This is a genomic window from Streptomyces yunnanensis (assembly GCF_029011865.1).
Taxonomy (GTDB): domain Bacteria; phylum Actinomycetota; class Actinomycetes; order Streptomycetales; family Streptomycetaceae; genus Streptomyces; species Streptomyces yunnanensis.
The window spans coordinates 2,281,833-2,307,380 of sequence record NZ_CP095749.1 but is presented as its reverse complement, the minus strand read 5'-3'; the positions used below and the strand labels follow the sequence as shown (position 1 = coordinate 2,307,380).

Annotated in this window: 12 protein-coding genes and 1 pseudogene; 1 reads left to right on the top strand and 12 read right to left on the bottom strand. The window is 70.7% G+C overall.

The genetic code is table 11. The features are described from left to right. Positions 1–38: 38 nt before the first annotated feature. The 9 genes and pseudogenes from MOV08_RS10120 to MOV08_RS10080 all read right to left on the bottom strand — a co-directional run. Positions 39–6,332, bottom strand: a pseudogene (locus tag MOV08_RS10120) (type I polyketide synthase); the annotation flags it as partial. Beyond that, positions 6,325–7,152 carry an ACP S-malonyltransferase gene (locus MOV08_RS10115; protein ID WP_476718407.1) on the bottom strand — a complete coding sequence of 276 codons (828 nt, stop codon included), beginning with the start codon at positions 7,150–7,152 and terminating at the stop codon, positions 6,325–6,327. The gene MOV08_RS10115 and the pseudogene MOV08_RS10120, both read right to left, overlap by 8 nt. Before the next feature lie 50 nt (positions 7,153–7,202). Further along, on the bottom strand, positions 7,203–7,991 hold the full coding sequence (locus tag MOV08_RS10110) for a polyketide synthase (RefSeq protein ID WP_275307138.1): 789 nt from the start codon (positions 7,989–7,991) through the stop codon (positions 7,203–7,205). Further along, a complete protein-coding gene (locus MOV08_RS10105; RefSeq protein WP_275307136.1) occupies positions 7,988–8,743 on the bottom strand; it encodes an enoyl-CoA hydratase/isomerase family protein in 756 nt (251 codons plus the stop codon). Before MOV08_RS10105 ends, MOV08_RS10110 begins: the two co-directional genes overlap by 4 nt. Before the next feature lie 13 nt (positions 8,744–8,756). Beyond that, complete coding sequence (locus MOV08_RS10100) at positions 8,757–9,992, bottom strand: hydroxymethylglutaryl-CoA synthase family protein (protein WP_275307135.1); 1,236 nt, start codon at positions 9,990–9,992, stop codon at positions 8,757–8,759. A 10-nt stretch (positions 9,993–10,002) separates the two neighbouring features. Then, the gene (locus MOV08_RS10095) at positions 10,003–11,229 is read right to left on the bottom strand and encodes a beta-ketoacyl synthase N-terminal-like domain-containing protein (protein ID WP_275307134.1); all 1,227 of its coding nucleotides are present in this window, start codon (positions 11,227–11,229) and stop codon (positions 10,003–10,005) included. Between the two features lie 43 nt (positions 11,230–11,272). Next, positions 11,273–11,524 carry a phosphopantetheine-binding protein gene (locus tag MOV08_RS10090; RefSeq protein ID WP_039637764.1) on the bottom strand — a complete coding sequence of 84 codons (252 nt, stop codon included), beginning with the start codon at positions 11,522–11,524 and terminating at the stop codon, positions 11,273–11,275. Continuing rightward, positions 11,521–13,272: a beta-ketoacyl synthase N-terminal-like domain-containing protein gene (locus MOV08_RS10085; RefSeq protein WP_275311746.1), complete on the bottom strand. Its 1,752-nt coding sequence runs from the start codon at positions 13,270–13,272 to the stop codon at positions 11,521–11,523. Before MOV08_RS10085 ends, MOV08_RS10090 begins: the two co-directional genes overlap by 4 nt. A gap of 592 nt (positions 13,273–13,864) precedes the next feature. Then, the gene (locus MOV08_RS10080) at positions 13,865–14,053 is read right to left on the bottom strand and encodes a hypothetical protein (protein WP_275307132.1); all 189 of its coding nucleotides are present in this window, start codon (positions 14,051–14,053) and stop codon (positions 13,865–13,867) included. Positions 14,054–14,837: 784 nt separating this feature from the next. On the opposite strand from MOV08_RS10080, the gene MOV08_RS10075 reads away from it, so the two are divergent. Further along, positions 14,838–14,972, top strand: a complete 135-nt coding sequence (locus tag MOV08_RS10075; RefSeq protein WP_275307130.1) for a hypothetical protein — start codon at positions 14,838–14,840, stop codon at positions 14,970–14,972. A 319-nt stretch (positions 14,973–15,291) separates the two neighbouring features. On the opposite strand, the gene MOV08_RS10070 is transcribed toward MOV08_RS10075, so the two are convergent. From MOV08_RS10070 to MOV08_RS10060, 3 genes are read right to left on the bottom strand one after another with little or no spacing between them, the layout of a single operon-like run. After that, on the bottom strand, positions 15,292–16,965 hold the full coding sequence (locus MOV08_RS10070) for a PfaD family polyunsaturated fatty acid/polyketide biosynthesis protein (protein ID WP_102923729.1): 1,674 nt from the start codon (positions 16,963–16,965) through the stop codon (positions 15,292–15,294). Continuing rightward, positions 16,962–19,283 (bottom strand): hotdog family protein, encoded by a 2,322-nt coding sequence (locus MOV08_RS10065; protein WP_146051136.1) that lies wholly within the window; start codon positions 19,281–19,283, stop codon positions 16,962–16,964. The genes MOV08_RS10070 and MOV08_RS10065 overlap by 4 nt, the downstream gene beginning before the upstream one ends. Continuing rightward, entirely contained in the window at positions 19,280–25,504 is a 6,225-nt protein-coding gene (locus MOV08_RS10060; RefSeq protein WP_275307129.1) for a type I polyketide synthase, read from the bottom strand. Before MOV08_RS10060 ends, MOV08_RS10065 begins: the two co-directional genes overlap by 4 nt. Between the last annotated feature and the right edge of the window lie 44 nt (positions 25,505–25,548).

Here is a 25,548-nt window from a genome sequence, read left to right as displayed (position 1 = left end):
CCATATGTCCTCCTCGGGGCCAGACCGGGGCATGGTGGTTACTCGTCTTCGAGCGCCAGGTCGACCAGCTCGTCAAGGCTGGCCGTGTCGAACCGGTCCGGCGGCTGCCCGGTTCTGCGGGGCGGTGTGTCCGAGGGCTGTTCCGCCGCGGTGAGCAGGGAGACAAGGTGCTCGCTGAGCGCATGCGGTGTGGGGTAGTCGAAGACCAGGGTCGGCGGGAGCCGTAAGCCGGTGCTTCGAGCAAGGTAATTGCGCAGTTCAACAGCGGTCAGCGAATCGAAGCCGAGCGCGTTGAAGGTGGCGACCGGGTCGATGTCCTGCAGAGAGCTGTGTCCCAGCACGGTGGCCGCGTGGGAGCGGAGCACATCCAGCACCTCGGTGGACCGGCGCTCCGGCGCGAGGGCGGCAAGTCGCGCCGCGAAGCCGTCGCCGCCGCTCCGGGTTTCGGGCAGGGACGCGGAGGTCCGCCGGGTGGGGCAGGCGAGGTGGCGCAGTATGGGCAGCACGGTCGCCGGGTCGGTGGCCCGGAGCGTGGCATCGTTGAGGCGTATCGGTGCCATCACCGCTTGGTCGAGTAGCAGGGCGCGGCTGATCAGCGTCAGACCGCTCACGGTGGACATCGGGGCGATGCCGGCCCGTTGGATCCTGCTCATCTCGGCGCGCCCGAGGTGGCCCGTCATGCCGCTCGCCGGCGCCCACAGACCGGAGGCCAGGGAGAGTGCGGGAAGGCCGGCCGCCCGGCGGTGGTGGGCCAGCGCGTCCAGGAAGGCGTTCGCCGCCGCGTAGTTGCCCTGTCCGGCAGGCCCCAGGATGCCCGAGGCGGAGGACACCAGAACGAACGCGGACAGCTCGCGATCCCGCGTGAGTTCGTGGAGGTGCAGAGCGGCGTCGATCTTCGGCCGTAACACCGCGTCCATGCGCTCGGGTGTCAGTGTGGCGAGCAGCCCGTCGTCGAGGACTCCCGCGGCATGCACCACCGCGGTGAGGGGATGCGCTGGTGGTACGGCAGCGAGGACGGTGGCCAGTTCCGTGTGCACGGCGGCGTCGCAGGCGGCCACCGTCACCTGTGCGCCCCGCACCTCCAGCTCGCGTACCAGTTCGGGGGCGCCGGGAGCGTCCTGGCCTCGGCGGCTGACCAGCACCAGGTGCCGTATCCCGTGAGTGGCGACCAGTTCGCGCGCGATGAGGCCGCCGACCACGCCCGTGCCGCCGGTGATGAGAACCGTCCCCTCGGGATCCCACGCAGCGGGTACGGTCAGCACGACCTTTCCGACGTGCCGGGCCTGGCTCATGTGGCGGAACGCCTCGGGAGCGTGGCGAACATCCCAGGTGCTGATCGGGAGCGGCTGGAACACGCCCCGCTCGAACAGCTCCCTGATCTCGGTCAGCATCTGTCCGATGCGCTCTTCCTCGGCATCGGCGATCAGGTCGAACACCTGGTACACGACGCCGGGATGGTCCCCGGCCACCTGCTCGGGGTCGCGCACGTCGGCCTTGCCCATCTCGACGAAACGGCCGCCGCGCGGCAGCAGTCTCAGGGACGCGTCGACGAACTCCCCTACCAGGCAGTCCAGGACCACATCGACTCCCCGCCCGCCGGTCGTCGCCAGGAAGCGCTGCTCGAACGCGGTGGTCCGGGAGGAGCCGAGGTGATCGGAGGCCAGTCCGAGGGCGCGCAGCGTGTCCCACTTTCCTGGGTGTGCCGTGCCGAACACCTCCGCACCCAGGTGCCGTGCCACCTGGATCGCCGCCATACCGACACCACCCGCCGCGGCGTGCACCACCACGGACTCGCCCGGTCCGAGACCGGCGAGGTCCACCAGCGCGTAGTACGCGGTCAGGAACGCCACCGGTACCGAGGCCGCGCGGGGGAAGGTCCATCCCGCAAGCATCCGCGTGAGCATGCGGTGGGTAGTCACTGCCAGTGGCCCGAATCCCTCCGGCACCAGTCCCATCACCCGGTCGCCCGGCGCGAGGTCGTCGACCCCGTCGCCGACCGCCACGACGACTCCGGCCGCCTCCACTCCCAACGCGGTGTTGTAGGGCGCCATCCCCAGGCGTGTCAGCACGTCCCGGAAGTTCAGGCCGGCGGCCCGGACCGCGACCCTCACCTGGCCGGGGCCGAGGGGGTCGTTGACCTCAGGGCAGGCGAGGCGGGCCAGCTCGCCCCGGTTGTCGTCGGCGCGGACGGCCAACCGCCACGGTGTGGTGACGGTCGTCCCTGCCGGAGGTGCGAGCGCCCCGTCCGGTGTGACCGGCTGCAGGCGAGGCACGACGGGGCTGCCCGCGCGGATGGCCAGCTGTGGCTCACCGGTTGCCACGGCGTCCGTCAGGGCGGCGTACGACGCGTCGGCAGTGTCGACGTCGACGAGGACGAACCGGTCGGGGTGCTCCGCCTGTACGGAGCGCACCAGGCCCCACACCGCGGCGTTGGCCAGGTCACGCACGTCCTCGCCGGGTTCGACGGCGACTGCCTGGCAGGTGACGACGATCAGACGGCAGGCCGCGACGCGGTCATCGGCGAGCCAGTCCCGCAGTTGGCGCACCACGCGGTTGATCTCAGCGCGAACATGCCCGGGTGCGGTCAAGTCGGTACCGGGCCGCAGCCAGAGCACGGTCTGCGGCGCGGGAACACCCCGCACGATGTCATTGGTCAGGCTGCCCAGGTCTGGGTACCTTGGGTGTACCCGCAGCGTCGTGGGCCGGTTCGCGCCGACGATCGCCAACTGTCCGATGGGGACGTTCGCGGGTGTGGGTGCCGGGCGCCAGGAGACGTGGAGCAGTGATCCGGCCCCGCCCGCGGACCGCAGCTGATCCGGGTTGACCGTGCGGAGCGTGAGGGAGTCCGCGCTGAACACCGGCTGACCGGTGTCATCGGTCACCATCACCGACACGGTGTCCGCGCCGAGCGCACGGAGTCTGGCCCGCAGCGTAGCGGTTCGGGACGCCCGGGCGGTCACCCCGCTCCATGTGTGGGGCAGGAGGAGTACCCCGTCCTCCCGGTGACGGGGCAGCAGCCGGCCGGCGAGCACGGCATGCAACAGCGCGTCGAGCGCGGCGGGCTGCACGGTGAACGGCCGGGGGTCGCCGGATGCGCTCTCCGGCACGGTCACTTCGGCCAGGACTTCCTCGCCGAGCCGCCATACTGCCCGAAGGCCGCGGAACGCGGGACCGTAGTCGAGGCCGATATCGCTCAGTCGCCGGTACAGGTCGTCCCAGGACACGGGGAGCGCTCCGACGGGAGGCCAACTCTCGGCCACTGACGCCGGGTTGTGCGTGGTCTCGTCCCGGTGGAGGACTCCGGTGGCGTGCAGGGTCCACGTCTCCTCGTCGTGGTCGGCAGCGTGTCGGGAGAGAACGGCGACTGTCTGGTGTGCGGTGTCCTCGCCCGCAGTGACGACCACCCGCAGCTGAACGTCCTCTTCTACCGAGAGGTCCAGTGGGTTTTCGCAGACGAGTTCTTCCAGGCGGGTGTAACCGAGCTGGCTGCCCGCCCGGACAGCCAGCTCGACGAAGGCCGTGCCGGGCAGCACCGGAGTGCCCAGCACCATATGGTCCGCCAACCACGGATGAGTGCGTAGGGACAGGCACCCCACGAACACGGTCTCTTCGGCGTCGGGACGCTCTTCGACCGCGGCGAGGAAAGGATGGTCCAACGCGGTCAGCCCTGCCGTGTTGACCATCCGGCCGACGGGCTCCAGCCAGTGCCGCTGGCGTTGGAAGGCGTAGGTGGGCAGTTCGATCCGTTGTGCCCCCGTGTCGGCAAAGGCGGCGTCCCAGTCGACCGGAACGCCGTGCACGTGTGCGTCGGCCACGGCCGTCGGGAACCGGCCGCCCTCGTCGCGGTGGAGCGTCCCGATCACCGCCGCGTCGATCCCGGCGTCCTCCGCGGTCTGCTCGATCCCCATGACCAGCACCGGATGCGGGCTGATCTCGATGAAGTGCCGGTGCTCCCGCGCCAGCAGCGCACCTACGGCCGGGGCGAACCGGACGCGCTCCCGAAGGTTGCGGTACCAGTAGTCGGCGTCCAGTCCGGCCGTGTCCAGGAGCCGTCCGGTCACGGTGGAGACGAGCGGAACGCCGCCGCCGCGCGGCACCAGGCCGGACAGCCCCTCCAGCAGCCGGTCACGGATCGCCTCGACCTCCGCCGAGTGCGCCGCGTAGTCGACCGGAATCCGCCGTGCGTCCACGTTTTCTGCGGTGCATTCGGCGACGACCTCGTCCAACACCCCCGACTCCCCGGAAACCACCGTGATCGCCGGGCCGTTGACGGCAGCGACGCCCGCCCGCCTGTCCCACTTGCGCAGTCGCGCCTCGACCTCGCCGGCCGGTGCGGAGATCGACGCCATACCGCCCAGGCCCGAGCAGCGCCGCAGTTCCTTGCTGCGCACGGCCACCACGCGTGCGGCATCCGCGAGGGTCAGTCCGCCGGCTACGTAGGCGGCGGCGATCTCGCCCTGGGAGTGTCCGACCACGGCGGCGGGCCGGACACCGTACGACTGCCAGACCGCAGCCAAAGACGTCGTCATCGCGAACAAGGCCGGCTGGACGACGTCCACCCGGTCCGACTCGACGTCGCCGGACGATGCGCAGACTACGTCGAGCAGTGACCAGTCGAGCCACGGCCGGAACGCTTCCGCACACGCCCGCATGTGCTCGGCGAACACGGGGGACGAGGCCAGCAGCTCCCGCCCCATCCCGTGCCATTGGCCGCCCTGGCCCGGGAAGACGAACACCACGCCTGCGCCGTCGTCGTCGGCTCCCCGAGGTGGGTACGTTGTGCCTTCGTGGGTGAACCGCTCCAGTTCGCGGGCGAAACCGGCGGCATCGCCGGCGACCACGGCCGCGCGGTGCGCGAACGTGGTGCGGGTCGTGGCCAGGGACAGTCCGACGTCCGCCACGTCCACGTCCGGCCGGGCACGCACAAATGCCTGCAACCGCTCGGCCTGGGCACGTAGAGCCGTGGACGTCTTGCCGGAGAACACCCACGGAACAGGCCGACCCGGTGAGCGGCGTGCCCGTCGCGCTGGTCGCCTTGCTGCCGGGGCCTGTTCCAGGATGACGTGGGCGTTGGTGCCGCTGATGCCGAACGCGGAGACCCCGGCCCGGCGCGGTGCTCGCGTTTCCGGCCACTCGGTGGTCTCCCGCAGCAGCCGGACAGCACCCGACGACCAGTCGACCGCGGGCGACGGTTCGTCCACGTGCAGGGTCCGGGGAAGGACACCGTGCCGGATGGCCTCGACTATCTTGATCACGCTGGCTACTCCGGCTGCGGTGGCGGTGTGCCCGATGTTCGACTTCAGCGAGCCCAGCCACAGTGGGCGATCGGCGCGTCGTCCCTGCCCGTATGTGGCGAGCAGCGCCTCGGCTTCTACGGGGTCACCGGTCGGGGTGCCGGTGCCATGGGCCTCCACGGCATCCACTTCGGCGGCGGAGAGTCGGGCATCGTCGAGTGCCTGCCGGATGACCTGTTGCTGTGCCTGGCCGCTGGGCGCGGTCAGACTGCTCCGCCCGCCGTCCTGGTTGACGGCCGAGCCCCGGACGAGGGCCAGCACCGGGTGGCCCAGGCGGAGGGCATCGGTGAGGCGCTCCACCAGGAGCACCCCCACGCCCTCACTCAGCCCCATGCCGTCCGCGGCGGCGGCGAACGGCTTGCACCGTCCGTCCGGCGACAGCGCGTCGAGGCGGGTGAACTCGATGAAGTAGTCGGGGATCGACATCACGGCGGCGCCACCCACCAGTGCCAGCGGGCACTCGCCGGTGCGGAGTGACCGGCAGGCCAGGTGAAGAGCCACCAGCGAGGCGGAACACGCCGTGTCGACGGTGATCGCCGGCCCGCCGAGCCCGAACACATGAGAGATGCGGCCTGAGTTGACACTCCCCATGTTCCCGGTCACCCAGTGGCCGTGGATGTCCGGGCCCGTGCCGCGCAGGCGTGCCGCGTAGTCCTGGTATGCCGTGGCGACGAACACGCCGGTTCCGCTGCCCCGGAGTTCGGACGGCAGGATCCCGGCCCGTTCCACGGCCTCCCAGGAGGTCTCCAGCAGGAGCCGCTGCTGAGGGTCCATGGCCAGTGCCTCACGAGGTGAGATGCCGAAGAACCCGGGGTCGAAGTCGGCCGCGTGGTGCAGGAATCCGCCGTGTCCGGTGTGTGATCGAGGCGTTCCGGCAGCGTCGGGTGCGGTGAGGGTCTCCAGGTCCCACCCGCGGTCCGCGGGGAACGGCGTGATGGCGTCCCGGCCCGACAGCGCGAGTTCCCAGAGCCCGGCGGGGTCCCCCACGTCACCGGGAAATCGGCAGGCCATGCTCACGATCGCGACAGGATCAGTAACGGTCTCCGTCATCTCCGCCCTCCTCGCGTTCGGCCCGGATGTGCCGGATCATGCTGGTGAGCACCGTGGACTCGCCGACTTCGACGAACTCGGCCGCACCCTCGTCGAGTACCGCGCTCACGCACTCCCGCCAGCGGACCGGATGGGTGAGGTGGTCCACGAGCAGTCGTGCGGTGTCCGCGGACGTGTGGGGCCGCGCGGTGCGGTTGGACCAGACGGGGAACTCGGGCTCGGCGAAGGTGAGCCCGTCAAAGGCGTGCTGGAACTCCAGGGCGGCCGAGCGCATGTAGCGCGAGTGGAACGGCCCGCTGACCGCCAGGCGGGTCACCACGCGAGCGCCGGCCGCCGCCAGTTCCCGCGCCGCGGCGGAAAGCTCCTCGTCGGGACCGGCCAGCACCTGGTGCCGCCACGAGTTGAGGTTCGCGATGTCGACTCCGTCGAGACCGGCTCGCCGCAGCAGCTCCCGCAGCTGCTCGGTGGTCGGCCCGACCACGGCGAGCATGCCCCCAGCGGTGCATCTGGCGGTGGCCGCGGCCCGGTCCCGCACCAGGCGCAGTCCGGTCGCGAAGTCGAAGACCCCGGCCGCTTCCAGCGCGTTGTACTCGCCCAGGCTGTGGCCGAGCGCGCCGGCCGGCTCGAAGTCGGGGCGACGCGATCGCCAGGCGAGCGCGTTCGCGACGTAGATCGCCGGCTGCGTGAAGCGGGTGTCGGCGAGTTTCTCCGCCGGGCCGTGCAGGCACAGGTCGCGGATCGAGTAGCCGAGCACCTCGCTCGCCAACGTGGTCTCCTCGGGGAACCGGTCGAACAGGTCGGCGCACATCCCGACTCGCTGGATTCCTTGGCCCGGGAAGCAGCAGACGGTCCTCGTACTCATGACTCCACCGTCCACGTCGGATAGCCCGCCTCGATCCGGCGACGGGTCTCGGGCAGAGCCATCAGCGTCTCGAAAGTCGTCACCTCGTGCAGGCACGCCTCCCGCACGGCGGCCCGGAACCGGGCGGTGCGCTGGCGTTTGAGCAGGATCAGCGAGCGGCGGGGCGCGGCGGCGATCTCCTCGGCGATCGCCATCGCGCGGTCCTCCACCTCGTCGTGCGGAGCCACCTGTACGGGCACGCCCCGTCCGCGCAGCTCGGCGCCCTGGTAGTTGCGTGCGGTCAACAGCATCTCGTTGGCAAGGAACTCACCGAGCCGGGCGCCGAGCACATAGGTCGCACCCGCGGTGGGGCTGATTCCGTAGCGCATGAAGTTGGCTCCGTAGCAGGAGCGGTCGCTGAGCACGGGGACGTCGGCGTAGGTGCCCAGCAGGAGCCCACCGCTGATCGCGTGTCCCCGCATGGCCGCCACCACCGGCAGGGCGCACCGCACGGGAGCCGACACGGCTGATTCGGTGCTGCCTACGCTCGCTCCGCCGGTGAGGGCCAGCAGCCCTTCCCGTGACAGCCCCAGGGAGAACACCTCCGGCAGGCCGGCGAGCACTACGACGTGGGTGTCCTCATCGCGTTCCGCAGCGGCGAACTCGCGCGCCAGGCAGGAGAGCAGCCCTTGGCTCAGCACGTTGCGCCGGGCCGCGTCCACCATGCGCAGTACCAGCACCCGACCGTGCCGCTCAACCTCCACCAGACCGTCGTCGTTCATCTCCTCCATCTCCTCGTCGTTCATCCCAGGAGTCCTTCCTGATGCAGGGTGCGGAGACGCTCGGCGACCGACGGTGCCTGCATCCGCTGGACGAGCAGATCCCGGGCGACGGAGGCCAGCCCGTCGGGGACCGGAGCCGCCGTACGGAGATAGGACTTCAGCGCCCCGACCGCGTCGCGGTCCAGCCTGCGGAGGCTGACGAGCAACCGGCGCAGGAGCGGCGCGGGGTCACCGGTGGCGAAGTCGGCCAGACCGATGGGCACCGCCTCTTCCTGGCTGATCTCCCCGCATGTCAGAGCGAGGCGGCGGGCCACCTGCGGGCCTGTCCGGCGGGCGATGAACGGCAGCGCCATCGCGGGCACCAGGCCGAGGAGGAGCTCGGTCAGCCGGAAGCGGGCCGCTGCGCCGGCGACCACGAGATCGCAGGCGGCCGCCAGCCCGACACCGCCGCCCGACGCCGCGCCCTCGACGACCGCCACGGTGACCACGGGGGCCTGCGTGAGCCGCTGGAACAGGTGCCACGGAGGCGGTTGGGCGGCGTCGTCGGCCCAACCCGCCGGCAGTTCGGCGTCAGCACGCAGGGGCATACCGGAGCAGAAGACCGGCCCTCGGGCGTGGATTACCAGCGCGGCGCATCTGGGATCTGCTTCCGCGGTGTCCAGGGCCGAGAGAACGCCGTACACCAACGCGTTGTCCAGGGTGTTGTGTTCGCGGTCCAGCCGGACCAGCAGGTGTCCCGGCCCCGCTTCGACGGACACGGCTTCCTCGCCAGGCATCACAGCCTCCCCGTCAGGCATCGTGGCCTCCCCACCACTCGTACCGCCGGTGGTAATCGGTGACCCCGGTGAACAGCAGCATCGGAGCGGAGCGCCCCTTCAGCAGCTCTTCGCACGGGGCCAGATCAATCGTCGCGGTGCGGGTGCCGAAGGTCAGGTGTGCGGAGCGCAAGGCGTCGTAGCGTGCGGGATCGACCTGTTGCCTGGCGCTCAGGGCGTCGTCGATGCCCATGGCCGAGACGCGCGGCCGTGCCTGCGGGGTGACCACCATGCTGTAGAACTCCGAACCGCACCCGGAGCCGTAGGAGAACACGCCGATGCGCCGCGCCGAGTCGATCGGGGCGTGCGTGATCGCGCTGATCAAGGCCAGCAGAACGCTTCCTGAGTAGGGGTTTCCCACCTGCCGCGCGTAGCGGATCGACGGCTCGGCCCGGGTGGCGAAGTCGGCCTCCACATTGAGGCTGTCCGCCTTGCCGAGGCGGCGCAGCAGCATTCGGTGCGCTCCCTTCACCATGCCGGGGAACGGCGTGTGCATGGCCAGCAGATCGAAGGTCGTGACGAAGTCGGCGCCGTCAACCTTGCGGGCATAATCGGCGAACGCGCCCTGGAGGCACTCCAGATAGGTCATCAGGGACAGGTCGGTGTCCACGATGTCGAGGTCGGGCGCCGGCCGGTAGGCGTCCATGACGTGGAAGCTGTGGAACCCGTTCGCACCGTGGTCCAGCACGGCCACGTCCGGCTGGTCGCTCACCAGGACCGCGATTCCGCCTGGTGCCTGAGCCGGTTCGTGGTAGGTCCCGATCTTCGCGACGGGCACGTCCGTGGTCACGACGAGCGCGCGTGCTCCCTCTACGGGGCTGGCGGCCACCACCGCGGCCGCCAATTGAAGCGCACCCGTGCCCGCATAGCACGCCTGCTTGACCTCCAGCACCCGGCACCGGCGGCTCAGCCCGAGCAGGTCGTGCACCCAGCTGGACACGGCCTTGCTGAAGTCGATCCCCGATTCGGTGGCCACGAGGACGAGCTCCACCCGCTCCCGCTGCTCGGGCGACAGCGCCGCGATGACCGGCTGGGCGGCGTTGACCGCGTAGGTCACGACGTCCTCGCATGGCAGGGACACACTGCGCCGATGCATCATCAAGTTGGCAACCCGGCTGGTGTCCAGCCCCCGTGCGGACAGCAGCTCGGCCACGTCGACCCAGGCCAACCCGCAGTAGGCGTTCACGGCCTCGATTCCGACCCGACGCATGGACCCTCCGCTATGAGCGCGTGGTGAGGACAAGAGAAGTGTTGATACCGCTGAAGGCGAAACTGTTGGTCAGCGCCACGTCGATCCGGGTTGCCTGCGCTTCCTGCGCGGCGTACCGGCATGTGGTGGGAAGCGGGTCCCGCAACTGCGGGTTCGGGTGGCAGAACCCGTCCCGCATCTGCACGACCGACGCCACGATCTCCTGGAGGCCGGCCGCCGTCATGGCGTGCCCGGTAAGTGGCTTCGTGGAGTTCACGAGGGGGCGCTGGTGGCCCCGTCCGCCGAACACGGCGTCCAGAGCGGCCACTTCGACGGCATCACCTGCCACCGTGCCGGCCGCGTGCGCGTTGACATAGTCGACATCGCAGGCATCGATGTCGGATTCGGCCAGCGCGGCCCGCATCGCGTCGGCCAGCCCGTCACGGGTGGGTTCGACTCCGCGGCGCCCGTCCAGCCGCTGCCCGGTCCCGGCGATGGCCGCCAGCGGAGTGACGCAGCGCTGGGCGGCGCGCTCGGCGTTCTCCACCACGATGGCGGCGGCGCCCTGCCCGTACACGAAGCCCAACCGCGACCGGTCGAACGGCCGGCAGGCCCGAGGCGGCGGGTCGTCGCGGTCGGGGCACGCCAGCACCCCGCTCATGCGGTAGGCGCGAAACTCAAGTGGCGAGAGATCGGTGAGCGGCGCAACCACCAGGCATCCGGCCGCCAGGCCGGCGCGTACGAGGCGGGCGCCCTGGATCGCGGCGAGAGTGCCGCTGGCGGTGGCTCCTCCCACGGTCCAGCCCTCGCCCCGGACACCAGTCGCCTCACTCACCACGCCGATGACGTCGACGTCGGCGTGTGTCAGCACATGGGACGGCGGGAGGCGGTCGGCACCGGCCGTTCGCGCGTAGTAGTCGAGGGCCAGGTTGTTCCCGGCGATGAGGAGAGCTGCGCGATCCACGTCCGCGGCACCCCACTTGGCGGCACGTACCGCCGCGACGGCAACACAGGCGGCAGTCTGCGCGGGCAGCGCACACCGCGCCGTGGCCATCCGGAGGCGCTGCCCGGCATCGGGATCCTCGGCCAAGTGCCGCCGTGCCCAGCCGGTGACCGTGAAGTCGTCGAGCCATGCGCCGACCGTGGCGTGCTCACGACCAGTCCGGGCCTCGGGGGTCATGGCGATGGCGCTGCGCCCGCTGCGCAGTGCGGCCGCGAAGCCGGGCACACTGTCTGCGAGCGGGTTGAGCACAGCCATACCGGTGATCACGGGAGCAGATCCCAGCGCAGTCACGGGCGGCTCACCGGTGCCGGTGGATGATCTCGGCCAGTTCGCCGAGGTCGGTGGCCGCGGCCAACTCGTCGTTGGGCACGTCGACACCGAGATCGGTCAGCGTGGCCACCACGACGTCGAGGCGGTCGAGCGAGTTGACGCCCAGTTCCCGCATGGAGCGATCCGGCTGGACGCCGTCGGCAACCAAGTCGGGGCGGATCGCCAGCAGATGCGTACGCACGAGAGCGAACACCTCATCCGGGCCGCCGGCGCTCGTCATGGCCGCTGCCCCTCGTCGGCCGGCTCGGTAAGGAGGTGCTCGGCGAGCAGTCGACTGCTGGGAAACCGATGCAGCACCTCGGACCGGCGCGTCCCGCCGAGCCGCTTGTTGAGCTTCTGGACGCACTCCACGGCGAGGATGGAATCCAGCCCGAGGTCGTGGAACCGGTCGTCGTCGCCGAGGTCGTCCACTGGGATCATCAGGACCGTGGCCACGGCTTCCTTGACGGCGGCGAGCACCTCGGCCGGTTCCGGCCCGGCCACCGGGGCAGGCATCGCGTGGTCCACAGGGGTGAGGGTCACCCGAGGCTGTGCGTCCCGTGTCATCAGCCCAGAGTCGTGATCGAGGCCGGGGGCCTGGCCCAGCCAGTGGGAGCGCCCCTCGAACCGGTGCGGCGTGCCGGCAGTGCGTGAGCCCGGCCGACTGGCGGGATCGGGTGGCTCCCGGAGGATGACATGGGCGTTGGCGCCGCCGAAACCGAAACAGTTGACGCCGACGAGCCGTGGTGCGTCGGAGCGCGGCCAGTTGGCGTCCCGACCCGCCAACTGGAGGGGAAGACCGTCCGTTTCGAGCGTCGGCGAGACGGCCGTGAACCCCGGCATGCGGGGAATGCGCCCACGTCGCAGCACGCCGACTCCCTTGAGCAGGCCCAGAATGCCGGCCGCGGACTCGGTGTGGCCGACGTTGGCCTTGACCGTGCCGACCCACAGCCGGCCCTCGGGCCCGGCCATGCTCCCGTGATCGCGGAGGCCCAGCCCGTCGACGATCCCAGCGATCTCCGCCGGATCACCGGCCTCCGTGCCCGTGCCGTGCGCCTCCAGGTATCCGATCGCCGACCCAGGCACCCCGGCGTCGGCCAGCGCACCGCGGATCAACGATGCCTGCGCCTGCGCACTGGGGGCGGTGAGGGTCGCCGACCGGCCGTCGTGGTTCATCCCCACACCCGCGATGACGGCGTGCACCGGATCGCCGTCATCGAGCGCCGCGCCGAGCGGTTTGAGCACCACGCACCCCACACCGTCGCCGCGCACGTACCCGTCGGCGGCGGCGTCGAAGCCCACAGACCGCCCCGTGCTCGACAGCACCCCCGCCTGCTGGAGTGTGGCGTGGTAGAACCCGTCGCAGATGATGTTCGCAGCCCCCACCAACGCCATCGAGCACTGCCCGGCCCGCAACGCCATGACGGCGAGCGCGAGGGCGGTGAGACCGCTCGAACAGGCGGTGTCGACGGTGACGCTGGGACCGCGCAGGTCGTAGTGGAAAGACAACCGGTTGGCCAGAAACGCGTGCAGCGAACCCGCGAGGGTGTGAGAGCTCACCTGGTTGCGACGCAGCGCCAACTCCCGGTAGTCGTAAGACGACACCCCGGCAAACACCCCCACCGGTTCACCGGCCAAACTCGCCGGCGCCAACGCGGCACTCTCCAGCGCGTGCCAGCTGCTCTCCAACAAGGCACGTTGCTGTGGATCCATCGCAGCGGCCGCGGTGGGCTTGATGCCGAAGAAATCCGCGTCGAACCGCTCGGGGCGGTCGATGAGCGCGGCCATGGGTGCGGGCACCTCGTCCACAGTGGTTTCGTAGCCCGGGACCCGCACTGTCGGCACTGGTGCAATCCGCCGCTCTCCACGGTCGAGGAGATCCCAGAAATCCTCGACCGTATCGGCGCCGGAGGTGCGGCACGCGACGCCGATGACGGCGATCTCCCGTTCGTCCCCTGCCCTGATCCCGTAGCTTCGCGCAGTTACCACGATCACCGCCCTCAGGAGAACTGATCACGTTCCGCGGGCACGGCCCACAACGCACATCGGCGCCAAAGGCCATGACGATGTTCCGTAACGGTGCTGCCTGCACGATCTCCTGTCCACAGCACCCTGCCGACTCCTTGGCATTCTCACGCCACATCAGGGATGCCTGGAAAAGGCGGTCTCACCGGCCCTCAGAAGATGCTCCACGACGTGCACACCGCACCCCTGCCGACCTGCCGTGACCCCGATGCCGACCTCCTGCCCTCGCCCGCCTCGCGCAGTCGTCGTGGCCTGTGTAACTGCGCTGAACCGGCCAGTGTTCGACCTCAGGCAGGTTGGCAACGGGGCCGGAACACACTACCCACTCGGGCACTCCGCGCCCCGGCAGCTCCGGCGAAACAACTCCAACCGTGGCTCACGGGTTCGCGGCGGAGGTTCGTCGGCGCCATCTCCTCCAGCCGCGTCAGCATCCGGCAGTCGCTGACCGCGTCGTGGGGCTCGCCGGGGGAGCGGTTGCGGTAGGTGCCGTGCTTGACCGGCCACAGGCTCTGCTGCGCTGCATAGGGCACCATCGCGTCCTACTACCAGCAGAGGGTCAGCCATTGTTCGACCGTCGCGCGGTCGCTGTGAAGGTGGCGGGCTCGCGTTCGAAGACGCTGCGGTCGAAGTCCATCTTGCTCACGACGATGGTCCGAGGGTCGAACACCTCGGTGACATAGGGCGGCAGCTCGCCGGAGGGCGCAGCTTGCGCGACCTGATCCAGCGCGATGCTGCGCACGGCCATGACGGCCGGTCGATGACGGCGTTCGACTGGAAGTACTCGTTGAACACTGCGGTGCCCAATGCCGCGCGGATAAGGCTTGCATTGTGTAGCCCAGCATTGCTCTGGCCGGGGCAGTCCTACATGTTTTCGTGGCGGTCGTGATACCGCGTCAACGTTCTGCGATTACGGCAATTGCTATTCACCCCGCATCACTGGCATGTGTGTAAGGTTCAACTCGGTCCTCGGACACGCACGCAAAATGCCTGGTCGGCGCGCTGACCAGGCATTTTGTGCGTGGAGGCCAGATGGGCCGTCGAAATGGGTGCGCGGGCTTTTGGTGGGGCAGTGCGCTGACCTGGGGTTTCTCCCGAGCTCGGGTGTGGGGGTTCGTGTCGGGTTCATGTGGAGATCGTGTGTGTTCGGGGCTTGTGGCCTCGTGGTCTCAGGGCTGTGACCGCTCCGTCGTCTGCACGTGGCGTGGGGGTTCACATCGGCTGGGGAATACGACTCGGATCCACCTCTCCTACCGGGTGTGGTTGGTACCGCGCACGGACTCCGTCATGGAGATGCATGCGGATTGAGCGGTACCGCGTCAGGGGTTCAAGCTCCAAGGCAGGATGCGACGCAACGAAACGGAAGGCACAGCGCGGCCCGCCACATGGGCCGGCAGCTGCCGAGTTCGATCGGCCCTCACTAGGCTCACAGCCTTCATCAGTGGTCGGACGCTGACCTTTGGATCTGTCCGGCGCGACATGGGCCATGCCGTGGGTGCCGCCTACCGGGGCGACATCTGGCCCTGTGCGCGGTGCAGCTGATGACCCTCTACGTCGATCAGGCCCTGGAGTTGGAGCGGATGGTGTTGCAGATTGAGCCGGGCAACACCCCCAGCATCGCTGTCGCCAACGCTGGCCTGGAACGCCGGGCGCCGACCGGCCCGTAGTGCAGGGGCTGCGTCATCCGGCACTCGACGAGAAGGCCTACGGCCCGGAGTTGACCGGTTAGCATTACCGTGCGTGATTACGATTCCGTCTGTGGGGAGTCGGCGTGTTCGGCACTTCATCGGCCCGTGTCCGCCATCGGGAAAACCAGCGGTCCGCCCACGTGGGACCGAGTGGGCGGAGTCGAGCCGATGTCGAGAGCGGGTCTGCAGGCTCTCGCCGAGCACGAATGCGGCACCCCGCCAAGCAGGGCATAGCCCGAAGGCGCGGCCCGGCTATCGGTGATGCCGCTGGTGAATTCGGGTCCCGGCCGTGACGTCTTCAAGACCTGGGCTTCCGTCGGAGCCGATCAGAGGGCAGTCGGGATGAGGGGGATGGGCTCAGGTGACGTGTGGCGCGGGCGGCCACCTTCCCCGCGGACGCTGGGGTCCGCGGGGAAGGCGACGGCAGACGGTATTCGGCGCAGGAGGCCGGGAGGCGTACACCGGACAGGCGCAGCTGGCTGACCCGGCTGTGGAAGGCGGCGCCGCGCAGGAGGTGTTCGGCGATGGTGGCGGCGTGGCGTTGTTCCGGGGCGGCCAGCGCGCTGCCGGCGGTCCATGCGTTGAACGCGCCCATTGCCGGACCGCACCAGACCTGCCAGTCGCCGGAGCGCTCGGTCTGTCCGGAGGTGGCCCAGCGTGAGGCCATCGCCAGGTACCAGCGGAAGACCAGGGCCATACGGTACTTCGGGTCCCGCTCGGCGCGCGGGAGCTGGTCGGGTTGATGGGCCTTCAGGTAGGCGGTGCACTCGTCCACGACCTGCTCCAACGGGCGGCGCAGGATGCGCTCTTGGAGCAGACGGCACTCGTCGGCCGGGAGGTCGTCCAGGCTGGTGTGCTCTCGGTACAGGCGGTAGAGCCGGGCCGCGTTGCCGGGGAAGAGCGTTCCGCGGGCCAGGACCTGTACTTGTACGCCCTGCTCGAACATGTCGGCCGCCGGGGCCATGGTGCAGTCTGCCAGGCCGGCCTGGGCGAGAAGGCGTTTCACGCCGGGCGAGGTGCCTGCCTCGGTGGTGGCCTGGTTGACCGAGCCGGTGACGACGTAGTCCGCGCCCAGAGCGAAGGCGGCCGCCATGGCGTGCGGGGTGCCGATGCCGCCGGCGGCGCCGATGCGTACCGGGGTACCGTGCGGGTGGGGGTGTTCACGGGCGATCAGGTCGCGCAGGCGGATGAGGGCGGGCAGCAGGATGGCCAGCGGGCGGCGGTCGGTGTGTCCGCCGGAGTCCGCCTCGGCTGTGATGTCGTCGGCCATGGGGACGGTGCGGGCGAGTTCGGCCTGTTCGGCGGGGACCAGTCCGCGGGCCTTGAGATCGGCGACGATCTCGTGGGGGGCTGGGCGGAGGAACAGCTCGGCGGTGTGCGGGTGGGAGACCTTGGCGATCAGCCGGTGCTCGGACCGGACCCCGGTGGCGGGGTCGCGGCGTAGTCCGGCCACCCGGTAGCGCACCAGGTCCGGGGTGAGTTGGACGAAAGCGGATGCTTCCAGGCAGTGCACCCCGTGGCGCAGGCAGGCGTCCACGCAGGCTTTCTCCATCGCGCGCGCGAGGGGGTTGTGGATGAGGTTGCAGGCGAAGGGCGTGTCTGTGGCGGCGAGTTCTGCCGTCAGGCGGCCGAGGGCTTGGTCGATCCGGTCTTCGGGCAGTCCCGCGGAGCCGAACGAGGCCAGGTGTCCGGCGCGGGCCAGTGCGGTGACCAGCTCCACGGAGGCGATGCCGCCGGCCATCGCGCCCGCCATGTAGGCGTAGCGGAGGCCGTGGTGGCGCCGGAAGTCCGCGGAGCCGAGCCGCTGAGGGGCCAGTGGGCCCACGGCGGCGAGCAGGGTGGTACCGGAGCCGGGTGCGGGGGGATGGTGGGTGGCGCCTGGCCGGCCCTCGCTGCTGACGATGTAGCAGGGGCGGTCGAGTGCCGCGAGCACCTCGTACAACCCCTCGGGGTCGTGGCTGACGGTCGTCATCCCGCTTCCCCCCTGTCGTTCCGCCGGGCGGATGTGACCTGTACGGCGATGTTGTCCACTTGGTAGATGCGCAGATCGTCGCGCCAGACGCTGCCGTCGGCCAGGATCCGGACGGCTCGGCCGTCGTGGTGCACCTCGCGGATGTGCACTTCGCCGCGGACTTGTCGGTGCTCGCGGAGGATCTGTCCGCGGTAGGTCCACCGCACCTCCTCGCCGACCGCGATGGCGAAGTGCGGGTGCGGCAGGAGGTGATCCACCAGACCGGTGTGCAGCGCGTAGGCGTGCGCGGCCTGGTAGAGCATCTGTACCCCGGCCGAGCCCGGCATCACCGGGTCCTGGAAGAAGTGCTGTTCGAAGTACCAGTCGTCGGGGCGCACCGGTTTGGTGCACAGCAGATAGCCGGCGCCGTACACGCCCCCGTCGGGAACCAGGACGGTGTCCTCCAAGAGCGCCATCCGCCCGTGGCCCAGCCGGGTGTCCTCGCGCAGATCCAGGTGGCGCACCTGCGCCGGGGGTGGCGGGCAGCGGTCCAGCCAGGGCGGGACACGGCGACCGCCGTCCAGGCCCTGCTGCTGTGCCAGCAGCTCAGGGGTGAAGTACCCGTGCACGGTCTCGCCAGTGTAGAAGGGCTTGCCGCCGGTGCCCAGTGAGAAGTTGTAGCGGTGCATAAGGCCGCCGGGGAGGGGGGTGTGCGAGGTGAGGGTGGTTTGCTGCTCGACGGTCGCGCCGCGCGGATCGACCTCGCGCAGCAGCCGAGCGGTGCCGTCGAGGTTGCGGCAGGTCAGGTCCTGGTCGGGGTACTCTCCCAGGACGCCGAGAAGCCCACTGAAGATGCCTGGGGGCTGTAGCGCGATCTCCATGAGCGCCAACTGCGGCAGGGCGCCGCCGCTCTCACGGACATACCATGGATCCTCCGGTACGTCGTGTTCGCTGGCCAGCCAGCTGCCGGGCCGGTACTCGCGCCAGGCGCCAATCTCCGCTTGGCGGCAGCGGTCCAGCATGAGCATGTCGCCGCGGGGCAGCCGCGGGCGGACCTGCGCCGTGCCGTGGAGGTCGCGGACGTCGTGGAGCGTATGGGCTCTGTAGTTTCCCTCGGCGGCGACGGCCGGCACCAGTTCGCTGCACACCGCCCACTGCCCGGCCGCGCTTCTGCGGCAGCCCTCCCGCTCCAAGCCGAAGGCCAGATCGGCTCCCGGCCTCTCCCGGAGCGTGATGCCCAGGTCACGCAGGTGGGCGACCAGCTGCCCGCCCCCGGTGATGCGGCAGTCGCCGATCAGGTACGGCCGTGGGACCATGCCGAGTTCGGTCACCTCCATCTCCAGGCGGAGTTCGGCCTGCTGTGGCGCGGGGGTGTCAAACAGCTCGACCAGGGCGGGACGGTCGGTCAGGGGGGTGGTCCTGGCACCGGGGAGGCACAGGTGGAACCCGCGGTGGAAGGCGTAGACCCGCAGGAGTTCGCTCGCCGTCACGATGAGCCGCGGCCAGGTGGCGGTGCGCTCGTCCGCGGTCAGGTGCGCGGTGGCCCGCAAGAAGCCCTGTGCGTACACGCCGCCGCGGGGCTCGATGGCCGTGACCTCGGCCAGCAGCCGGGCCGGCCAGGGTGCGGGGAGGGCCTCGGGCGACAGGCCGCGCTGGTCGAACGCGGCGCCGAAGACCGTGGCGAACTCGCCCGCGGCCAGGGCGTCCAGCTCGGCGGCGGAGAGCCGTTCCACCGAGGTACGGGCCAGGGGGCGCGGATCGCGCGGGTAGCGGGGGACTGGCCGTCGTGGCCACGGTGGGGCCTGCGGATGCCTGGCGACGACGGCGATGACCCGGTCCCCGTCACGGACGTACCACTGTGACGGCAGGGGCGGTCCGCCGGAGCCGGTGGCGGGGTGGGCGTCCAGTGCCGTGGGCGCATCCGGCACGGTGTTGCGCCAGGTCAGGTCGATCGCGCCGGTGCCGTCGCCCGGGAGCGCGTTGGCCGCCGTCTCGAGGACCGCTGCCGTGCCGTCGTAGATCTCGTGGCGGGGGAGCGGCGCTGGGCCGTCGTCGGTGGGGTACGGGCCGTCTGTCCGGAGGACCTCCGCGGTGCCGGTGAGCATGGCCGTGCGGGCGAGCTGCCAGGCACTGATGGCCCGATGGGTGTCGAGTACGGCGGCGTGGGCCCGCTGGAGCTGCTCGGCCATCGTCGCGGCCGGCGCCGCGGGAGGGACGGTGATGGGCCTGCTGCCGGGCCGCGCTGCCGGCGGCCTGGTCGACTGCTGAGCCGGCGGGGAGCCGGGCGGGGCTGTGAGTTCGCCGAGGGGGACTCCCTCGAAGGTGAGTTCTTCCATCATGACGTCCCGGGCAGTACTTGGCTGTAGATGGGGGAGCCGGCTCGGGCGGTGGTGCCGCGAACGGCGGTTTCCGGTTCGATCCACAGGGCGCGCACCCCGCTCCAGCGCTGGTGGATCCGTCCGTCGGGCGTGCAGGCGGTCAGCGTGCCTGTGGCGAAGAGCGGGTTGTCCCCGGAGTCGACAGCGGAGATGATCACGAAGGGCTCGTCGTCGGGCAAGGGGGAGAACAGTTCCACCCGTTCGACGCTGACCGGCAGCGGGAGGAGGCCGTCGCCGCCTTGCCGTAGCAGGTCCAGCAGCGCGGCCTGGAGCAGCAGGTCGGCCAAGGCCGGACTGTAGAGACGGCCCCCGAACGCTCCCTTGCCGAGCGGCGGGTCGGGCATCCGGGCGGTCACGATCAGCCGGTCGGACTCGTCCACACGACCGTTGCGCAGACCGGCCAGAGTCGGGCCGTGGAAGAGCCTGCCGTCGTCGTAACCGGGGTGCAGTCCCTCGGTGATCTCGTAACGCGGCAGCTGCTCGCGCGGCGCTTCCGGTGGCCGCTCCGCCCGTCGGAAGACACCCGCGTAGTGCAGCTGTTCGTCCGCGGTGGTGGCGTCGTGGACGGTCGCGCGTACGGTGTCCGGGCCGGCTTCCGGATCCGGTACCAGGTGGATGCGGTACCGCTCTGGGTGTCCTTCGGGGAAGAAGATCCCTCGGGCGATTCGGAAGTCGCGGAACTCGACCACCGGTTGACTGCCGCCGTGTGCGCGTTCGACCATGTGCAGGGCCCAGCCCGCGGCGGCCGTCATGGGGAGTACCGGCACCTGGCCGATGCGGTGGTCGCACAGGACCGGCTCCTGGCCGAGGCCGGTCAGCACTCGGTAGGCGGTGAGGCCCGCGGGGGGCAGCCGATCCACCCGGCGGTACAGCGGCCCGAGCGGTCCTGCGACGGTGACCCCGGCAGCGTCGCGGTCCCGGCCGCTCATCCGTGCCAGGAAGTAGGCGCACCCGGCTTCCCGGGTCAGCACCGGCACTCCTGCTTCCTTGAAGAGCCGCTGCATCGGGGCCGCCATGCCACCGGTCCACGGGCCCCAGACGAACGACACGACCCGGCACCGGGGGTGGGCGGTCTGGAAGGCGCAGCCGAAGCGGGTCAACGCCTCGCTGGCAAGGGCGTAGTCGGCCTGGCGCAGATTGCCCCAGAGGCCGGATACCGAGGAGAAGAGAACCAGGTGCCGAAGGCGGTCGATGTGCAGCGCGTCGAGCACGTGGTGGATTCCACGGAGCTTTGTGTCCACCACCGGTGTGAGGGACTCCGCGGTCATCTCCGCCAGCGGCTTGTCGCCCAGAACGCCCGCACCATGGATGACTCCGGTGACGCGCGGTGCGTACGGGGCGAGGGCCTGTGCCAGCGCCTGGGCATCGAGTACGTCTGCGGCGACGTACTCGGCTTCGACGCCCTGCGCGCGCAGCTCGTCGAGCGCGGTGCGGATCCGCCGCTGGTACAGCAGCTGCTCGGCATGCTCGTCGAGCCGTGTGTGGATTGCGGGATCGCCGGGATCCTCGCCCGTCTCGCGCGCCCTGGTATCCAGGGCAGCACGCAGATCCTCGGCGCTGTCCGCTCCGGCCGCCCACTCCGGTTCCTCGGTCAGTGGGGTACGGCCAAGGAGGAGGTAGCCGCACCGGTGCTCACGGGCCAGTGCGGCCACGCACCAGGAGGTGATCCCGGAGGCCCCTCCGGTGATCAGCAGCAGATCCTCTCCGGTCAGTGCCGTCGTCGGACCGGCTTCCCGTGCAGCGGCGGGCTCCGCCTCCCGCGGCGAGGGCAACGACGGGCGAAGGTACTCGGGTGGGAACGGTGTGTCGGACAGGAACGGTGTGCGGCGGGCCGTTCCGTCCCGGGCGACCTCGCGCAGGTCGGTGGCGAGGTCGGTGATCTCCGCGATGAAGGCATCGCCGACGTGCTGAGCGAGCAGCCCGGGCATGAAGTCCAACGCACGGCAGAACAGGCTCGTTTCTTCCAAGGCGACCGTCTTGGCCAATCCGCTCAGGCCCGAGGCCAGGGCCAGGGCCGGGGCGCCGCCGGTCCCGGCGTAGCCAAGGGCCCCGTCGAGCTGCGTAACCGTCACCAGCCCGGCCCGCCTTCCGCCCGCAGCCGCCGCCCGCAGGGCGGGACAGACGTGCTTGGCCACCAGCACGGCGTGCCGGAGCTGTTCGACCACCTGGGCGGCAGGCAAGGCAGCGGAAGGACTGATCGGGAGGACACACAGATCGAGACGGGGAGCATCGGCCAAGACCTCGGCAAGTCCACCGGAGAGCGTGGCCTCCTCCCAGTCCCCCAGCCCCCAGGTACGGGTCTGCTCCTCGGCCGTGGCGGGGGCGGCGCAGGGGACGCGCAGGCGGCTGGTCCGCCAACCGCGGGAGCTCAGAGCCGCGTCGAGCGTGGCGGACAGGTCACCTCCGTCGTCCAGCAGCAGCGCGTGCGGCTGGTCCGGATAGGCGTGCGGACAAACATCCGGCTCGGGCAACTCGCGCAACGCGACGAAGGCCCGGCCCAGTTCGCCGTCGCCGAAGGACAACTGCAGCTGGGGTCGGGAGCTGGCGAGGACCTCGTGCAGCTTCTCGGTCAGCTCACGCACTGTTCTGGCTTCGCTGAACTGGTACAACTCGGTCCGGCTGATCACCGGGTAGCGGCGCCACATCTCCGCGCCGATCTCCACCTGTTTCAGTGAGTCGATTCCCAAGTCCAACTGGATGTCCATATCGGGCTCGATCATGTCGATGTCGTAGCCCGTCTTCTCAGCCACGATTTCGCGAAAGACCCGTTCCAACTCCTCCGGATCGAGGCCGTCGATGTCCATCGGAAGCCGTTCGTCTTCGGCGTCGCCCCTTTCCACAGCCCACAGCTGCGCCAGCGCCGACTTGTCCGAGCCCTGCGAATCGCCCACATCGGCAGGCGGCTCACCGGCTGGCGGGGCGGCCGGCGAGGGACTGGCGTCGTCCGCCGTCAGGGGACCCGGCAGCTCCGGTCGTGCGTCGCCGTGCGGGTACGTGCCCGGCAGGGACGCGGGGCCGACGGCGGGCAGCCGCAGCAGGCTGGCGACGACCTCCCCGGCCCTGGTGTGCGCGTTCCCCAACGCCAGGCTGTGCTCGGTGACGGCCCTGACCGCGGCGGCCAGTGACGCGTCCATCGGTCCGTCCGCGGCGCTCCGGCTCAGCAGGCGGGTCAGCTGCTCCGCCGTGTGCAGCTGACCGTCCAGGTAGCGGGTGTGCGCGGCCAGATGCTCGGCGGCGGCGCGGGAGAGGGGGTCGGGTTGCCACTCCCGCGCGGCCGGGTCCGCGGCGACAGCGGGTGCCGGGGACTCCGGTTCCGGTGACAGGGCACGGCGCAGCTCAACCGCGCTTCGAGAGCCTTCCTCGGCAAGCAGCCTCTCGTAGGCGGGGCGGCGGGACACGGTGGCGAAGAGCGGGCCCTCCAGAGTGCGGGCGACTTTGGAAGGGGTGGGGCGCTCGGCCCGCGGCGGGACGTCGTAGCGGTCGATACCGCTCAGCGGCAGCCCCAGGACGGAAAGTCGGACGGCGGCCTGCTTCAAGGCCGCACAGCTGTCGGCGGCGCCGCCGATGTCACAGGAGATCGCCGTCACACCGCGTTCGCCCAGGGTTCGCTCCACGAGACCGGTCAGGGTGTGCCTGGGCCCGAACTCCACGAAGATCCGGATGCCGTCCGCGTACATCTCCTCCAGGCGGGCGGCGAAGTCCACCGGCCGGCACAGCTGCTCGACGAGGGTGCGGCGGTTGGCCTCCGGGTCCTGGCCGTAGGCTGCCCCGGCCGTGTTGGCGTAGACCCGCAGGGCAGGTGGCGCGAACGCGGTCGCGGCGCAGGCCGCGCCGAACGCCTCGACCGCGTGCTGCACATGGGAGGTATGGAACGCGGCGGCGACCGGCAGCCGCTGCGCAGGGACTCCCCGGGTGACGCATTCGCGCACAAACCGCTCCACGGCGGGGGCCGGGCCGCCGACCACGTGCTCGTTCGGGGCGTTGCGGTTGCACACCGTCAGTTCGGTGTGCATGGACAGCGCTTGCCGGAGTTCCGGCTCCGGTGCCCGCACCGCTGCCAGGGTGCCGACGGCGTCCTCTCGGCCCGGCGGGGGCGTCATGGCCTGCCCGCGAGCGCGGGCCAGCGCCGTGAACGTCTCGTCGTCCCAGACGCCGGCCGCCCACAGCGCGGTCAGTTCCCCGAAGCTGTGGCCGAGCAGGCCGTGCGGAACGAACCCCAGCTCCCGCAGGTAGCGGTACTGGCCCATGGACAGCGCACCGATCGCCGACTGCGCGTAGGCCGTGCGCCGCAGCCGGTCCTCGCAAGCCCGGCCCTCCGGGTCGCCGGGCGGCGGGAAGACCGCACGGGCCAGACTGTCGGAGGAGGGGAAGAGCACGTTTGCGATGTCGAAGGCCGCCCGCACCGGGGGCACGGCCAGCGCGGCATGCAGGCCCATCTCCACGTACTGGCTGCCCTGACCGGTGAAGAGTGCGCCGACCTTCGTCTCTGGTGGCAGCGCACGGCGGCGGTAGTGGATGCCCCGCGTGTGGCTCCAGCTGTCATGGTCGGAGCTCACCCGAAGCTGCTGGATGGCCGTGGCCACCAGTGCGTCGCGGTGTTCCGTGCTGGTGGCCACGAAGCCGACCCGGGCGTGCCCGGCCGGTACCGGACCGTCGTCCGGGGCTTCCTCCCGCTCCAGGCGCCTCCGCAGCTCGTCCGGGTCGGCGGCATGCCACAGCCAGGCCCTCGGAGTGCGGTGCAGCGCGTGCTCCGGCGCTCCCGCCCCACCGCGATGCTCCTCCAGGACGGCGTGATAGTTCACCCCGCCGAAGCCGAACGCGGAGACGCCCGCCCGACGCACCTCCCGGGAGGCGTCGCGCACCCACGGACGGGTGGTGGTGTTGAGGTAGAGCGGGCTGTTCTCACCGGTGGCCGCCGGGCTGGGGGTGTCCACATTGATGGTGGGCGGCAGCACCTTGTGATGCAGGGCCAGCACGGCCTTGATCATCCCGGCGATCCCGGCCGCGGCCTTGGTGTGGCCGATCTGCGACTTCACGCTTCCCACGGCGACGAAGCGGTGCTCACCGGGTGCGCCCAGCAGCTCGCTGAGCGCGTTCAGTTCGACACCGTCGCCGGCCGGGGTGCCGGTCCCGTGAGCCTCGATCAGCCCCACTGACCGCGGCGGACAGTCGGCGTCCTCGTACGCCCGTCGCAGTGCGACCAACTGGCCCTCACCGCAGGGCGCGTAGATGCTCTGCGCCATCCCGTCGCTGGAGCTGCCCAATCCCCGCAGCACCGCGTAGACCCGGTCCTCGTCCCGCTCGGCGTCGTCCAGGCGCTTGAGCGCCAGCATCCCGACACCCTCGCCCACTAGTGTGCCGTCCGCCTCCGCGTCGAAAGGCCGTACCCGTCCACTCAGTGACAGCGCGGGCGTCTTACTGAAACACATATAGGGAACGATGGAGTTGTCCGCATCGCAGCCTCCAGTGAGCATCAAGTCGGCGCGGCGACAGAGGAGTTCATCGACGGCTGAGCGCAGTGCGGCCAGCGAGCTGGCGCAGGCCGCGTCCACGGTGTGGTTGGCGGCCCGCAGGTTCAGCCGATTGGCGATCCGGCCGGAGACGATGTTTCCCAGGACTCCGGGGAAGGAGTCCTCGGTCCAGGGCGGCAAGCCGGCCAGACGCGTGCGCATGACCCGGCGTGCCTGCTCCTCCGGGATCCCGAAGGCGACCATCGTCCGCACCATCTCGGGAGCGAGCAGCCGGGAGGCGAGTGGGATCAAGGTGGAGTTGGTCCCACATACCCCGAGCACCACCCCGGCATGCTCAGGATCGAGCCAGTCCCGACGTCCGCGGGCCGCATCGGCCAGCACGTCCTTGGCCACCATCAGGCTCAGCAGTTGCACCAGGCCCACGGAGTCGACGCTGTTCGGCGGCATCCCGAACTCCCGCGGATCGAACACCACCGGAGCCAGGAACGCCCCGCGGCGGCAGTAGGTCCGGTCCTCGGCGAAGGGGTCGGGGTCGTAGTGGTCGTCCGTGCTCCACCACGCCTCAGGGACCTCCTCGGAGCAGTCCCGGCTCGCGACAATGTTGTCCCAGAACTCCTGTACGTCCCGCGCTTTGGGGAACATCCCGGCAACGCCCACGATCGCAATCGGATCGTTGGCCAGGCGGCGGTCGACGGCATCGGTCCGTGTCAATGGGCACCCCACTCAGACAGCGACCAACGGAAAGAAGCAGCCAA